Origin of the sequence: Pseudomonas sp. YL2 (genome assembly GCF_023063025.1) — a bacterium.
Lineage (GTDB): Bacteria > Pseudomonadota > Gammaproteobacteria > Pseudomonadales > Pseudomonadaceae > Aquipseudomonas > Aquipseudomonas putida_A.
The window spans coordinates 196,425-208,812 of the sequence record NZ_JAJSLU010000011.1 but is presented as its reverse complement, the minus strand read 5'-3'; the positions used below and the strand labels follow the sequence as shown (position 1 = coordinate 208,812).

Below are 12,388 nucleotides of genomic sequence, written 5' to 3'. Positions count from 1 at the left end.
CGTGGGGGCGGGGGCGGGCCGGGGGGGGGTGGCGCTCCTCCGCTACCAGGCTCCCTCCCCCCCCCCCGCCCGGGGAAACCCGCCTCCCACATTTGGATTTGTGTAGGTCCTTAAAGGCCGAGCAGGGACAGCATGATAAACGTCGCAAACAGCACAAAGTGAGTCATGCCTTCGATGGCATTGGTCTCGCCGTCATTCAGGTTGATCGCACTGACAATCAGCGTGATGAAGATCATCACCGTCTGCACCGGGGTCATCGCCATCTGAAACGGCTGACCGGTGTACAGCGCCATCGCTTCCATCACCGGCACCGTCAGGATCACCGTCGACAGTGACGCGCCCATCGCAATGTTCACCACCGATTGCATGCGGTTGGCCAACGCGGCACGCAACGCCGTCAGAATCTCCGGCGCCGCGGAAATCGCCGCCACCAGAATCGCCGTGATCACCGGCGGTGCACCGGTACCTTCCAGGCCCAGATCGAGGGTCTTGGACATCACTTCGGCCAGAGCGCCGATCACCACCACGCCGAACACCAGAATGCCGATCGACCAGGTCAGGCTCAGCGGTTTCGGTTCATCTTCCACCGGCTCTTTCTTGCGGCGTTTATCCGGGTAGCTGTAGCTGAAAAAGTAACTGTGCGGCCCGACCTGCATGCGCAGGAACAGCGCGTAAAGCACCACCATCGCACCGATGGTGAACGCTGAATAAATCTTCCAGTTGGCCGCCGGAATAAACTCCGGCACCACCATCGATACGCCCATGGCGGTGAGGATCATCACGCTGTAGCTGCGTGCCGAATCATCGTTGTACGACTGCTCACCGTGCTTGAGCCCGCCCATCAACGCGGCGAGGCCGAGGATGCCGTTGATGTCGAGCATCACCGCCGAATAGATCGTGTCCCGCACCAGCGTGGCGGACGCCTCGTTGCTCATCATGATCGCCAGGATCACCACTTCCACCAGCACCGCAGCGAGGGTCAGGATCATCGTGCCGTAGGGGTCGCCGACTTTTTCTGCGAGCAGTTCGGCATGATGGGCGACGCGCATCGAGGCGGCGACGATGAAGGCGATCAGCACCAGACCGCAGATCAGCGCGACGATCTGCCCGCTGTGGAGCATCCAGTGTTCCAGCGGATAAGCGATGCACGCGGCAATCACCGCCAGCAGCAGAAAGCTTTCTTGCTTGAGGATCGTGAGCATGGCGGGCCTTTTTGCCGAGAGATTCGAATGAGCTACTGACTGCGGCGCGGCGCTAACGTTTCGTTACACCTTAGCGCACCAACCGATTGCAGCGGGTTTCAGGCATGCACTTTTATCGTTCCCGCCGGCCTCTTCGCGAGCAAGCCCGCTCCCACAGGGAATCGCATTCCAATGTGGGAGCGGGCTTGCTCGCGAAGGCCGCACCTCGGTTTCGGATTGTTTGTTGTCCTGTTGGTCAGCAATTTGCATTGCCCCTGACCACACACAACAAAATGGAGCTCCAATTCATGCAAATACGTCCGCTGCACAAACTGCTGTGCGCCGCCATCGGTCTGGGGATCAGTCTGAGCGCCAGCGCTGCCGATCCGCTGAAGGTCGGTTTTGTCTACATCGGCCCGATTGGCGACCACGGCTGGACGTATCAGCATGAACAGGGGCGCAAGGCACTGGCGGAGAAATTCGGCGCGCAGATCAGCACCAATTACGTCGAGAACGTGGCCGAGGGCGCCGACGCCGAGCGGGTGATCCGCAACATGGCCAAGGACAACTACGACCTGATCTTCACCACCTCCTTCGGCTACATGAACCCGACGCTGAAAGTCGCCAAACAGTTTCCCAAGGTCACCTTCGAACACGCCACCGGCTACAAGCAGGACAAGAACCTCGGCACCTATCTCGCGCGCACCTACGAGGGTCGTTACGTCGGCGGCTTCCTCGCGGCGAAGATGACCAAGACCAAGAAGGTCGGTTACGTCGCCTCGTTCCCGATTCCGGAAGTGATCCGCGACATCAACGCCATCCAGCTGGCGCTGAACAAGTACAACCCCGGCACCGAGATCAAAGTGGTGTGGGTCAACTCGTGGTTTGACCCGGGCAAGGAAGCCGACGCCGCCAACGCCCTGATCGATCAGGGTGTGGACGTAGTGTTCCAGCACACCGACAGCCCGGCGCCGATTCAGGCCGCCGAACGGCGTGGCGTGTACGCCGTGGGTTACGCCTCGGACATGGCGCACTTCGGCCCGAAAGCGGTGCTGACTTCGATCGTCAACGACTGGGCACCGCACTACATTCAGGCGACCCAGAGCGTGATCGACCACAGCTGGAAATCCCAGGACTACTGGGGCGGGCTGAAGGAAGGCACGGTTGAACTGCCGATCAGCGATCTGGTTCCGGCACCGGTGAAAGCCGAGGCCGAGCAGATCATTGCCGACATCAAGAGCGGTAAGTTGCAACCGTTCACCGGGCCGATCAAGGATCAGGCCGGCGTGGAGAAGATCCCTGCTGGGGTGAGCGCAACCAATGCCGAATTGGCGTCGATGAACTATTACGTGGAAGGGATGAAGGCAGAGATGCCGAAGTAATTCCGGCCCCACCACCATTCCCCTGTGGGAGCGGGCTTGCTCGCGAAAGCGGTGTATCAGCCAACGCATGTATTGACTGACACGGCCCCTTCGCGAGCAAGCCCGCTCCCACATTTGGATCTTCAGTGTTCTCAAGGATTGTGTATGGATCAGCTCCCGATCATCGACATCTCACCGCTCTACACCAACGACCAAAACGCCTGGCCCGCCGTCGCCGCACAGATCGACCAGGCCTGCCGCGAATGGGGCTTTTTCTACATCAAGGGCCACCCGATTTCCGCACAGCGCATCGACTCGCTGCTCGACTACGCCCAGCGTTTTTTTGCGCAACCGACCGAAGAAAAACTCAGGATCGACATCACCCAGACCCGCCACCATCGCGGCTACGGCGCCATCGCCACCGAACAGCTCGACCCGGACAAACCCAGCGACCTCAAGGAAACCTTCGACATGGGCCTGCACTTGCCGGCGGATCATCCCGAGGTGCTCGCGGAAAAACCGCTGCGCGGGCCGAATCGTCATCCGCCAATAGCCGGTTGGGAAACGCTGCTGGAGCAGCACTACCTCGACATGCAGGCCCTCGCGCAAACCCTGCTGCGGGCGATGACGATTGCGCTGGGGATCGAGCGCGACTTCTTCGATTCGCGCTTCGTTGAGCCGGTCAGCGTACTGCGGATGATCCACTACCCACCACGCCACACCGCCAGCAGCGCCGAACAGCAAGGCGCCGGAGCGCACACCGATTACGGCTGCATCACCCTGCTCTACCAGGACAGCGCCGGCGGCCTGCAAGTGAAGAACATCAACGGTGAATGGATCGACGCGCCACCGATTGACGGCACCTTCGTGGTCAACCTCGGCGACATGATGGCGCGCTGGAGCAACGACCGTTATCGCTCGACCCCGCATCGGGTGATCAGCCCGCTGGGGGTGGATCGCTATTCGATGCCGTTCTTCGCCGAGCCGCACCCGGACACCCGTATCGAATGCCTGCCCGGTTGCCAGGACGCACAGCATCCGGCGAAATATCCGACCACCACCTGCGCCGAATTCCTGCTGTCGCGCTTCGCCGATACCTACGCCTATCGGCGCGAGCCGCAAGCGGTGTGATGGATCGCTTGGTCAGGTTTTGCCAATTGTTTCGGCGCGCATCTGTAGAATGGCCGCCATCTGCACCTGATGAGAAAAGAATATGTACGATTGGCTCAACGCCCTGCCCAAGGCCGAACTGCACCTGCATCTGGAAGGCTCGCTGGAGCCTGAGTTGCTGTTCGCCCTGGCCGAACGCAACAAGATCGCCCTGCCGTGGAGCGATGTCGAAACCCTGCGCAAGGCTTACGCCTTCAACAACCTGCAGGAATTTCTCGACCTGTATTACCAGGGCGCCGACGTGCTGCGCACCTCGCAGGACTTCTACGACCTGACCTGGGCCTACCTGCTGCGCTGCAAAGCGCAGAACGTGATTCACACCGAACCGTTCTTCGATCCGCAGACCCACACCGACCGTGGCATCCCGTTCGAAGTGGTACTCAACGGCATCGCCGCGGCACTCAAGGATGGCGAACAGCAACTGGGCATCACCAGCGGTTTGATCCTGAGCTTCCTGCGCCACCTGAGCGAAGACGAAGCACAGAAAACCCTCGATCAGGCGCTGCCGTTCCGTGATGCGTTTGTCGCCGTCGGTCTCGACAGCTCCGAGATGGGTCACCCGCCAAGCAAGTTCCAGCGTGTGTTCGACCGCGCCCGCCACGAGGGTTTCCTGACCGTCGCCCACGCCGGTGAAGAAGGCCCGCCGGAGTACATCTGGGAAGCCATCGACCTGCTGAAGATCCAGCGTATCGACCATGGCGTACGCGCCATCGAAGACGAGCGCCTGATGCAGCGGATCATCGACGAGCAGATCCCGTTGACCGTGTGCCCGCTGTCGAACACCAAGCTCTGCGTGTTCGATCACATGTCGCAGCACAACATCCTCGACATGCTAGAGCGTGGGGTGAAGGTCACCGTCAACTCCGATGACCCGGCGTACTTCGGCGGCTACGTCACCGAGAACTTCCATGCGCTGCATGAACACCTGGGCATGACCCAGGATCAGGCCAAGCGCCTGGCGCAGAACAGCCTGGATGCGCGTCTGGTAAAACCGTAAGTACAAAGCAAATCCTCTGTGGGAGCGGGCTTGCTCGCGAAGGCGGTGTGTCAGTCGACATATTGGTTGAATGACACACCGCCTTCGCGAGCAAGCCCGCTCCCACAGGGTGCTGTGTTCAGCCAGCGATCTCTGCTTCAGTCAGCTCTTCCAGGGTTTTACCGCGCGTCTCCATCCCGAACAGCCACACCACCCCCGCCGCAATCGCAAAGCACAGCGCCCCCAGCGCAAACACCCCGCCCTGCCCGGTAATCGGGAACACCAGCCCGGTCACCAGCGGCCCGAGCAACGAGCCGACACGGCCAATCGCCGAGGCAAAGCCCGAGCCTGTGGCCCGCGCCGAAGTCGGGTACAACTCAGGCGTGTAGGTGTAGAGCACCGCCCACATGCCGAACAGGAAAAACTGCATCAGCAGCCCCGAGCTGATCAGCAAGGCGACGTTGCCGCCGAACACCGCACTCTGCCCGTAGAGAAACGCCATCACTCCGCCGCCGAGCAACGTCACGATGCACACCGGTTTGCGCCCCCAGCGTTCCACCAGCCACGCTGCCATCAGAAACCCGGGAATCCCGCCCAGAGAAATCAGCACGGTGTAATACACCGACTGGGTCACGGCGAAACCCGACTGTTGCAACAACGCACTGAGCCACGATGTCAGCCCGTAGAAACCGAGCAAGGCGAAAAACCACAGGCTCCAGATCATCGTGGTGCGCTGGCGATATTGCGGCGACCAGATCTGCTTGAGCGCCGAGAAGAAGTTGCCCGGCGGCGTCACTGTTCTTGGCAGGCGCACCGGCTCCGGCAGCGTCGCCCCCCCGAGCGACGTGCGCACGCGCGTTTCTATTGCGCTCAGGACCTTGTCCGCCGCCTCATGGCGTCCGGCTTGCTCCAGCCAGCGCGGTGATTCGGGGATAAAGAAACGGATCGCCAGCACAAACACCGCCGGCACCGCCAACACCAGGAAGATATCGCGCCAGCCAATCAGCGGCAGCAGAAAGTACGACAGCACCCCGGCGGCAACAAAACCCAGCGGCCAGAAACCGTCCATCAATGCAATGTAGCGCCCGCGCCGCTGCGCCGGGATCAACTCCGAAAGCATCGACTGTGCAATCGGAAACTCCATGCCCATGCCGATCCCCAGCAGGATCCGGAACAGCGTCAGGCTCTCGACCGTTTGCGCGGTCGAACACAGATAACTGGCCACGCCCCACAACACGATGCTCCACTGAAACACCGGTTTGCGCCCGAAGCGGTCGGCGAGCATCCCCGATAACGACGCCCCCAGCACCATGCCGAAAAAACTCGAACTGGCGAGCAGGCCGGCTTGTGCACTGCTCAAGCCGAACTCGGTTTTGATCGAGCCGAGCAGGAACGTCATCATGGCCAGGTCCATGGAGTCGAAAAAGAACGCCAGGGCAATGATGATGAAAATAACCCGGTGATAACCGCTGAGCGGCAGCCGTTCCAGGCGTTCTGCCGCGCTGAAGTCTCGCGTATCCATGCCCATCCCCTCCGCAATGTGTGCGGATCGAGTGTGCGCGATAACGCCTCAGCGCTTTTTCTGGATACGACCTGTTCGCAGTCACAGGCGACGCCAGCGTCGAAGTGTCGGCCGGCGAACGCTCTATTACGCCAATTCCAGCTCGGTTTCCTTGGCGAACCGCTGGATTTCCCGCTGCCCGGCCGAGGTCACTTGCAAGGCTCGGGAGTCCTTGGGCAGCACCAGCCAGCCGGACTGCATGAACAGTTGCAGCACCGCCGCGCCGAGTGAACCGCCCAGGTGCGGGCGACGTTCACTCCAGTCCGGACAGGCGCACGCCACCTGAGCCTTGCGATGAGCGAGGGCCTGGATGAACACACCGCGGTTGGCCAGTTGCGTCGAGCCTTTGAGGGTCACCACGACCCGCTGCTCGATCTGTTCGAGCCAGCCGGCATCGAGCAGACGCTGATACAGATCGGCGGCCAGCGTGCCACCCAAATGATCATCGCAAAAGCGCGCACGCAGCAGTGAAGACGGCGCAGTCCGGGGATTGGCGCTCGGTGCCGAGCGTTTGAATACGTGAGGAATTTCCCGCGGTGCGCTGGCGATCGTGGCACTGGCCAGCGCTTCGATGGCCGCCGCGATCTCCGGGGCTGCCAGACGGAAAAAGCGCTTGCGCCCACGGACCTCGACTTTCAACAGGCCCCCGGCGGACAAACGCCCCAGATGCGCACTGGCCGAAGATGGCGACAACCCTGCCAGCAGCGCCAGCTCTTCGGTCTGGCGTGCCGAGCCATCCATCAACGCCCACATCATCGCACTGCGCTTGGGGTCGGCCAGCAGCGTGGCGATCTGGCTGATGCAAGGTGCATGTTCCATGTATTCACTCCCTGTTGAATCGTATCGTCTACTGCTCGAAGACATCTTGACCAGTAATGGGTCATCGGCCAAGACGGGTAAAACGCCATGAACCGGAGCAAGCCAGGCCGGTGCTGCGGCACCCGTCAATGGAGTGTCCGCGGCGTTTGTGCAGCGCTCGCCCGGCTCTGAAAAACCGGCCGGATTCAGTCCTGTCCGGTTATCGGTGCAGGTTTGAGGCGGTCGCTAGTATAAGCGGGATGCACGCTGCTTCCTGCGCCGTGGCTGACACGAATGGTGATAGTTCCTGAGTGAAATTTCGCTAATTGCCTGCGACTAATGATCAACTTTCGGGAAATGGGGAAATTGACTACTCAATTCGGCGCATCGGCTGGCGAGCATCTCCCTCAAAAGGTTCACCGGCTTACTCAATTGTGCGCGATGGGCGCACAACAGATTCAGCGGAGCACGCTCACAGAGCAGCTCTGGCAGCAACACTTTGAGGCGCCCGGCGAGCACATCCGCGCCGACATCGAGCCACGATTTGTAGGCGATGCCCGCCCCCGCCACCGCCCACAACCGGACGACGTCGGCGTCATCACTGAAGCGATCGCCACTGACCGTCAGGCCGACTTCACGTTTGCCGTCATGAAAACTCCAATGGTCGTGCACGCGGCTGCCGAGCATGTACAGCAGGCAATTGTGCTGCGCCAGTTGTTCGAGCTGACGCGGCTCACCGTGGCGCGCCAGGTATGCCGGCGACGCGCAGAGCACGCGGCGATTGTCCGGAGCGATGGGCAGGGCCACCAGGCTCGAATCCTCCGGTTCGCCATAACGCAGGGCGATGTCCACCGGCTGGCGGAACAGGTCGGCGATGCGATCACCGAGCAACAGGCGCACGGTCAGTTTCGGATGCTCGCGCTGAAACTCGTCGAGCCACGGCAACAGCAGGTTGCGCCCGAAATCAGAAGGCGCCGACAACTGCAGGATGCCGCTGACCTGATCCTGCGCGCTGGAGAGAAATCGCCGGCCTTCGTCCAGCGAACTCAACGCGGCCCGCGCGTATTCAAGGAAGCCTTCGCCCTCGGCGGTCAGACGCAGACTGCGGGTCGAGCGCGCCAGCAAACGCACGCCCAGTTGCTGTTCGATGCGTTTGAGCGCGGCGCTGGCCACTGCCGCGGACATGTCCATCACCCGCGCCGCTGCCGACAGACTGCCCAGATCCGCCGCGCGAACGAACAACTGCAAATCGTCGAAACGCAGCATTCTCAGCCTCGATTATCAAAAAAATATTGAAAGAGACTGCTCTTTTAGCCGGTTTTATCGCGCCGAGAAATAGCCAATGATGGATTCAAGCGAATTTATCCCGCGACTGGAGCCAAACATGTCCCAAGCATTCACCGCCATCGCCACCCTGATCGCCAAACCCGGCCAGCAGGACACCCTCGAAAACGCCCTGCGCGAACTGGTTGAGCCGAGTCGCGCCGAAGAAGGCTGCAGCCAGTACGACCTGCATCGCGACCTGGCCGATCCGCTGACCTTTTATGTGATCGAACACTGGGCCAGCGAGGAAATCCTTTCGGCGCACAACGCCAGCGCGCATTTTCAGAAACTCCACGCCGCCGCCGGCCACTGCATCGAACACTTCCAATTGAAACGTCTGGGCGCCATCGCCTGAGCCCTTCTTCTATTACCGTTACGGAGCAAGTCATGAAAGCCATCGCCTATTACGCCTCTCTGCCGATCAGCGACGAAAAATCCCTGCAAGACATCGAACTGCCGGAGCCGGTCGCCGGCCCGCGCGACCTGCTGGTGGAAGTCAAAGCCATCTCGGTCAACCCGGTGGACACCAAGGTGCGGCAGAACGTGGCGCCGGAAAACGGCGCAGCAAAAGTACTGGGCTGGGACGTCGCCGGTGTGGTCAAAGCCGTCGGCAGTGAAGTGACGCTGTTCAAGGCCGGCGACAAAGTGTTTTACGCCGGCTCCATCGCCCGTGCCGGTGGCAACAGCGAGCTGCACGTGGTCGATGAGCGCATTGTTGGCCACATGCCCAAATCCCTCGGTTTTGCCGAAGCCGCCGCGCTGCCGCTGACCGCGATCACCGCGTGGGAACTGCTGTTCGAACGCCTGCAGATCCGTGAGGGCAAGACCGAAGAAGGTCAAAGCCTGCTGATCGTCGGCGCCGCTGGCGGCGTCGGTTCGATCCTCACCCAACTGGCCAGCCAGTTGACCGGCCTGAAGGTCATCGGCACCGCGTCCCGCGCACAGACTCGCGACTGGGTGACGGAGCTGGGCGCCGACCTGGTGATCGACCACAGCCAGCCGCTGAGCGAGGAACTGAAACGCGCCGGCATCGATCACGTGACCCACGTCGCCAGCCTGACCCAGACCGATCTGCACCTGGAGCAACTGGTCGAGGCGTTGGCCCCGCAAGGCAAACTCGCGCTGATCGACGATCCGAAGTCGCTGAACGTGAGCCAGCTCAAGCGCAAGAGCCTGTCGCTGCACTGGGAGTTCATGTACACCCGCTCGCTGTTCGAAACACCGGACATGATCGAGCAGCACAAGCTGCTCAACCGCGTGGCCGAGCTGATTGATGCGGGGACGTTGAAGACCACCGTCGGCGAGCATTTCGGCACGATCAACGCGGCGAACCTGCGCCGGGCGCATGAGCTGCTGGAAAGCGGCAAGGCCAAGGGCAAAATTGTTTTAGAAAGTTTCTGAAAACCCGGACGTCTTCATCAGCGCCAGTCCTTTCAAGGGCTGGCGCTATTTTTTGCCGTCAGTCAGATGCTTGATCGTTGTCACAAATCCGATCGTATTCAGGTCTACACTCGAAGCCTCTGCGATGCATCTTTTACACAAGGGAGGTCAGTAATGAAGATCCTGATAAAAGAAGTGGCAAAGTCCCAATGGCAGGTTCGCCTGGACCAGCACGCCGTGACCTTTCGCAGTGAAGCCGAGGCGCTCGCCTTCACCCGCACCCTCGAAGCGCGCCTGCACGCGCCCCATCGGATTCCCGACCCCGGACAGCAACGCGCCGTCGGCTGAGGCAGTCAGGCTTCGGCCTGTGCTTGCGCCAACGCCCGGGCATTCTGCAAATGCCGGGTGTACATCGCGACGCTCACCACCAGCAACCCGCACAGGCTGATGACCATGGCCATCGGCATGGCGCTGCCATCGTGCAGAACGCCCACCAGCGAAGCCGCGCCGGAAGCCACGCTGAACTGCAGGCAGCCCATCAGTGCCGACGCACTACCGGCACGCGCACCCTGGCCGTTCATTGCACACGCCGCTGCGTTGGGCAGGATGCAGCCGAGGCTGGCGATACACACGAACAACGGGATCAACAGCGGCCACAACGCTTCGGTGTGCAGCGAGCTGACCGCGAGCAAAGAAACCCCGGCCAACAGATACACCCACACCGCCCGTGCCAGCAGGAATGCCGGACCGCGCTTGGCCAACAGCCGCGCATTGACCTGGGCCACCAGAATGAACCCCGCCGCATTGGTGCCGAACAGCCAGCCGAAATGCTCGGCGGGTACGCCGTACAGTTTGATGAAGACGAACGGCGAACCGGCGATATAGGAAAACATCCCGGCGACCGCGATACCGCCGGTCAGGGCGTGGCCGAGAAACACCCGGTCGCCAAACAGCCGGCCGTATTGGCGCAACGCACCGGACAACGGCTGGCGCGGCACGTAGTCCGGCAGACTTTCCGGCAGACCCAGCGCCACAGCGAGGGCGGCCAGTGCGCTGAAGCCGGTCAGTGCGAGGAAGATCGACTGCCAGCCCGTGGTATTGACCAGCAGACCGCCGAGCAACGGCGCGAGAATCGGCGCCAATCCCATCACCAGCATCAGTTGTGAAAAGACTTTCGCCGAACCGACCGCATCGCACTTGTCACTGACCACCGCCCGGGAAATCACCATCCCCGCGCAGCCGCCCAGCGCCTGAACGAAACGCGCGCCGATCAGCCATTCCAGATTCGGTGCGTAGGCACAGGCCAGCGAGGCCAGAGTGAACAGGCCGACACCGACCAACAGCGGCAGGCGCCGACCAAACCGGTCGGCCACCGGGCCATACAGCAACTGCCCGATCGACAGACCGGCGAAATAGGCTGCCAGGGTCAGTTGCACATGCTTTTCATCAGTGCCAAAGGCCAGCGCCATCGACGGGAACGCCGGCAAATAGAAGTCGATCGCCAGCGGACCGAAGGCGCTCAGGGCACCGAGAATCAGAATGGTACGGAAGTTCATCAGGCATCCAGGTGGGATAGAAGTCGGCAGCCCGACAGTCTAGCCGCGCTGAGACACCTTGAACATTCCGATAGCTCGCTAACTATTAGAAATCAGATGACCTACACCTGAAATCTGCTCCCGCTGGACTGCGCAGCAGGCCCAGTGTTTTTCAATTGAAAAAAAGGGCCGCTTCGCGACCCGGCGGGAGCAAGCTCCCTCGCCACAGGGATTTATCGTTATCCGGCGAGTTTTACCGGGTAGCCCTCTTCGCTGATCACCTCGATCACCTGCTCGGCACTCAGCGAACTCTCGACGCCGACTTCTTTTGCCGCCAGATCGACCCGTACGCTGGCCGCCGGATCCTTCGCCTGCACGGCGTTGGTGATGGCTTTGACACAGTGGCCGCAGGACATGCCTTGAACGTTGAACACTTGCATGGATGGACTCCTTTGAGTGAGGTTGCCGGCAGTGTCGAGCTTGCCACCATGGCAAGGTCAAGTTCTGCAGAAAACTGCCGGGCTGGCAATCGGCGTCGCGCTCAGCCAAGCTGCGTGCATCAATGACTCAAATTCAGGAGATTCAGCCATGCGCTGGTCAGCTTTCAGCCTGTTTGGCTTGCTCAGCCTCTTTGCCGCCCTGCCCCAGGCCAACGCGACCGGTGAGGACTACGCCGTTCTGATCATCTCGCGCGAGCGTCTGGAAGTGCCGACTCCCTGCGAGATTGGCGTGTACGTCAATGATGAACTGGCAGCGCGCCTGCTTCAGGAACAGACCACTTCGTTCAACCTGCCCCACGGGACGATTTCCATCCGTCTGAAACAATTGCCTGGCCAAGTGCCGGGTTGCCAGGCAGGCATGCTCGCGCCGCCGGCGCAGGAGATCTCGCTTAAGGCCGGCGATGTGCTCAAGTACCGGATCGCGGCAAATGCCAAAGGCTTGTACCTGCGACCTGCCGCCCTCGAATACTAAGCAAAACTCCAAATGTGGGAGCGGGCTTGCTCGCAAATGCGCTGTGTCATTCAGCGATGATGTTGACTGACACAGCGCATTCGCGAGCAAGCCCGCTCCCACACTGTTTTTGTAGTGAGTCAAATATTGGC

At 61.2% G+C, this 12,388-nt stretch carries 13 protein-coding genes; 7 read left to right on the top strand and 6 right to left on the bottom strand.

The annotated features are described in order from the left end of the window. Positions 1-110: 110 nt before the first annotated feature. Positions 111-1,202: a calcium:proton antiporter gene (locus LVD08_RS17395; RefSeq protein ID WP_096794854.1), complete on the bottom strand. Its 1,092-nt coding sequence runs from the start codon at positions 1,200-1,202 to the stop codon at positions 111-113. A gap of 287 nt (positions 1,203-1,489) precedes the next feature. Here LVD08_RS17395 and LVD08_RS17390 point away from each other — a divergent pair, with 287 nt between their 5' ends. The 3 genes from LVD08_RS17390 to LVD08_RS17380 all read left to right on the top strand — a co-directional run bounded on the left by LVD08_RS17390 (position 1,490) and on the right by LVD08_RS17380 (position 4,709). Then, on the top strand, positions 1,490-2,563 hold the full coding sequence (locus LVD08_RS17390; protein ID WP_096794853.1) for a BMP family ABC transporter substrate-binding protein: 1,074 nt from the start codon (positions 1,490-1,492) through the stop codon (positions 2,561-2,563). 144 nt (positions 2,564-2,707) lie between these two features. After that, on the top strand, positions 2,708-3,673 hold the full coding sequence (locus LVD08_RS17385; protein ID WP_247268757.1) for a 2-oxoglutarate and iron-dependent oxygenase domain-containing protein: 966 nt from the start codon (positions 2,708-2,710) through the stop codon (positions 3,671-3,673). Positions 3,674-3,755: 82 nt separating this feature from the next. Then, complete coding sequence (locus LVD08_RS17380) at positions 3,756-4,709, top strand: adenosine deaminase (protein ID WP_003221371.1); 954 nt, start codon at positions 3,756-3,758, stop codon at positions 4,707-4,709. Between the two features lie 118 nt (positions 4,710-4,827). On the opposite strand, the gene LVD08_RS17370 is transcribed toward LVD08_RS17380, so the two are convergent. From LVD08_RS17370 to LVD08_RS17360, 3 genes are all read right to left on the bottom strand, one after another. After that, entirely contained in the window at positions 4,828-6,210 is a 1,383-nt protein-coding gene (locus LVD08_RS17370) for an MFS transporter (RefSeq protein ID WP_247268756.1), read from the bottom strand. A gap of 126 nt (positions 6,211-6,336) precedes the next feature. Then, on the bottom strand, positions 6,337-7,068 hold the full coding sequence (locus LVD08_RS17365) for an ArsR/SmtB family transcription factor (RefSeq protein ID WP_027613635.1): 732 nt from the start codon (positions 7,066-7,068) through the stop codon (positions 6,337-6,339). A 315-nt stretch (positions 7,069-7,383) separates the two neighbouring features. Then, positions 7,384-8,313 (bottom strand): LysR family transcriptional regulator, encoded by a 930-nt coding sequence (locus tag LVD08_RS17360; protein ID WP_007962958.1) that lies wholly within the window; start codon positions 8,311-8,313, stop codon positions 7,384-7,386. Positions 8,314-8,431: 118 nt separating this feature from the next. Between LVD08_RS17360 and LVD08_RS17355 the strand changes: the two genes are divergently transcribed. The 3 genes from LVD08_RS17355 to LVD08_RS17345 all read left to right on the top strand — a co-directional run bounded on the left by LVD08_RS17355 (position 8,432) and on the right by LVD08_RS17345 (position 10,098). Then, on the top strand, positions 8,432-8,725 hold the full coding sequence (locus LVD08_RS17355; RefSeq protein ID WP_247268755.1) for a putative quinol monooxygenase: 294 nt from the start codon (positions 8,432-8,434) through the stop codon (positions 8,723-8,725). Between the two features lie 32 nt (positions 8,726-8,757). Continuing rightward, entirely contained in the window at positions 8,758-9,771 is a 1,014-nt protein-coding gene (locus LVD08_RS17350; RefSeq protein ID WP_247268754.1) for a zinc-binding alcohol dehydrogenase family protein, read from the top strand. Positions 9,772-9,924: 153 nt separating this feature from the next. Next, a complete protein-coding gene (locus LVD08_RS17345; protein WP_166496092.1) occupies positions 9,925-10,098 on the top strand; it encodes a hypothetical protein in 174 nt (57 codons plus the stop codon). Positions 10,099-10,103: 5 nt separating this feature from the next. Here LVD08_RS17345 and LVD08_RS17340 read toward each other — a convergent pair whose 3' ends face one another. Both LVD08_RS17340 and LVD08_RS17335 read right to left on the bottom strand, forming a co-directional pair. Next, positions 10,104-11,306, bottom strand: a complete 1,203-nt coding sequence (locus LVD08_RS17340) for a multidrug effflux MFS transporter (RefSeq protein ID WP_150369575.1) — start codon at positions 11,304-11,306, stop codon at positions 10,104-10,106. Positions 11,307-11,524: 218 nt separating this feature from the next. After that, positions 11,525-11,725 (bottom strand): heavy-metal-associated domain-containing protein, encoded by a 201-nt coding sequence (locus tag LVD08_RS17335; protein WP_096794848.1) that lies wholly within the window; start codon positions 11,723-11,725, stop codon positions 11,525-11,527. A gap of 148 nt (positions 11,726-11,873) precedes the next feature. On the opposite strand from LVD08_RS17335, the gene LVD08_RS17330 reads away from it, so the two are divergent. Beyond that, positions 11,874-12,257 (top strand): hypothetical protein, encoded by a 384-nt coding sequence (locus LVD08_RS17330; protein WP_027613629.1) that lies wholly within the window; start codon positions 11,874-11,876, stop codon positions 12,255-12,257. The last annotated feature ends 131 nt before the right edge of the window (positions 12,258-12,388 follow it).

Excerpts from the sequence above, each read along its gene's own strand:
- LVD08_RS17395 (WP_096794854.1), bottom strand. The coding sequence starts at position 1,202 with ATGCTCACGATCCTCAAGCAAGAAAGCTTTCTGCTGCTGGCGGTGATT.
- LVD08_RS17390 (WP_096794853.1), top strand. The coding sequence starts at position 1,490 with ATGCAAATACGTCCGCTGCACAAACTGCTGTGCGCCGCCATCGGTCTG.
- LVD08_RS17385 (WP_247268757.1), top strand. The coding sequence starts at position 2,708 with ATGGATCAGCTCCCGATCATCGACATCTCACCGCTCTACACCAACGAC.
- LVD08_RS17380 (WP_003221371.1), top strand. The coding sequence starts at position 3,756 with ATGTACGATTGGCTCAACGCCCTGCCCAAGGCCGAACTGCACCTGCAT.
- LVD08_RS17370 (WP_247268756.1), bottom strand. The coding sequence starts at position 6,210 with ATGGATACGCGAGACTTCAGCGCGGCAGAACGCCTGGAACGGCTGCCG.
- LVD08_RS17365 (WP_027613635.1), bottom strand. The coding sequence starts at position 7,068 with ATGGAACATGCACCTTGCATCAGCCAGATCGCCACGCTGCTGGCCGAC.
- LVD08_RS17360 (WP_007962958.1), bottom strand. The coding sequence starts at position 8,313 with ATGCTGCGTTTCGACGATTTGCAGTTGTTCGTTCGCGCGGCGGATCTG.
- LVD08_RS17355 (WP_247268755.1), top strand. The coding sequence starts at position 8,432 with ATGTCCCAAGCATTCACCGCCATCGCCACCCTGATCGCCAAACCCGGC.
- LVD08_RS17350 (WP_247268754.1), top strand. The coding sequence starts at position 8,758 with ATGAAAGCCATCGCCTATTACGCCTCTCTGCCGATCAGCGACGAAAAA.
- LVD08_RS17345 (WP_166496092.1), top strand. The coding sequence starts at position 9,925 with ATGAAGATCCTGATAAAAGAAGTGGCAAAGTCCCAATGGCAGGTTCGC.
- LVD08_RS17340 (WP_150369575.1), bottom strand. The coding sequence starts at position 11,306 with ATGAACTTCCGTACCATTCTGATTCTCGGTGCCCTGAGCGCCTTCGGT.
- LVD08_RS17335 (WP_096794848.1), bottom strand. The coding sequence starts at position 11,725 with ATGCAAGTGTTCAACGTTCAAGGCATGTCCTGCGGCCACTGTGTCAAA.
- LVD08_RS17330 (WP_027613629.1), top strand. The coding sequence starts at position 11,874 with ATGCGCTGGTCAGCTTTCAGCCTGTTTGGCTTGCTCAGCCTCTTTGCC.